Raw genomic sequence first — 210 nt, 5'->3', positions numbered from 1 at the left:
CAGCAAGAAATAAGAACGGCAGTGTAACTAACATTCTAAATCCGAATACGTCTTCCCCTGCTAATGGGCGTAAAAATGTGGCGAGATAATATAATCCTCCAAATAATATTGATGCCAATAAAGAGCAGAGAATACCTTTGATCATTTTGAGCCTTGTTGGTTATTGTAATATTAAAAAACGTAACACTTTTAGGGTGGGCTGAAGCCCAC

1 pseudogene is annotated in these 210 nt (G+C 37.6%); it reads right to left on the bottom strand.

Features of this window, described 5'->3' with window-relative positions:
* Positions 1-145: pseudogene (locus tag A1D25_RS11030) on the bottom strand (EamA family transporter RarD); the annotation flags it as partial.
* Between the last annotated feature and the right edge of the window lie 65 nt (positions 146-210).

Source organism: Ursidibacter arcticus (assembly GCF_009761375.1).
In the GTDB taxonomy this organism is placed as follows: domain Bacteria; phylum Pseudomonadota; class Gammaproteobacteria; order Enterobacterales; family Pasteurellaceae; genus Ursidibacter; species Ursidibacter arcticus.
The sequence above is the reverse complement of the archived record's forward strand: the minus strand, read 5'-3'. Positions and strand labels throughout refer to the sequence as shown.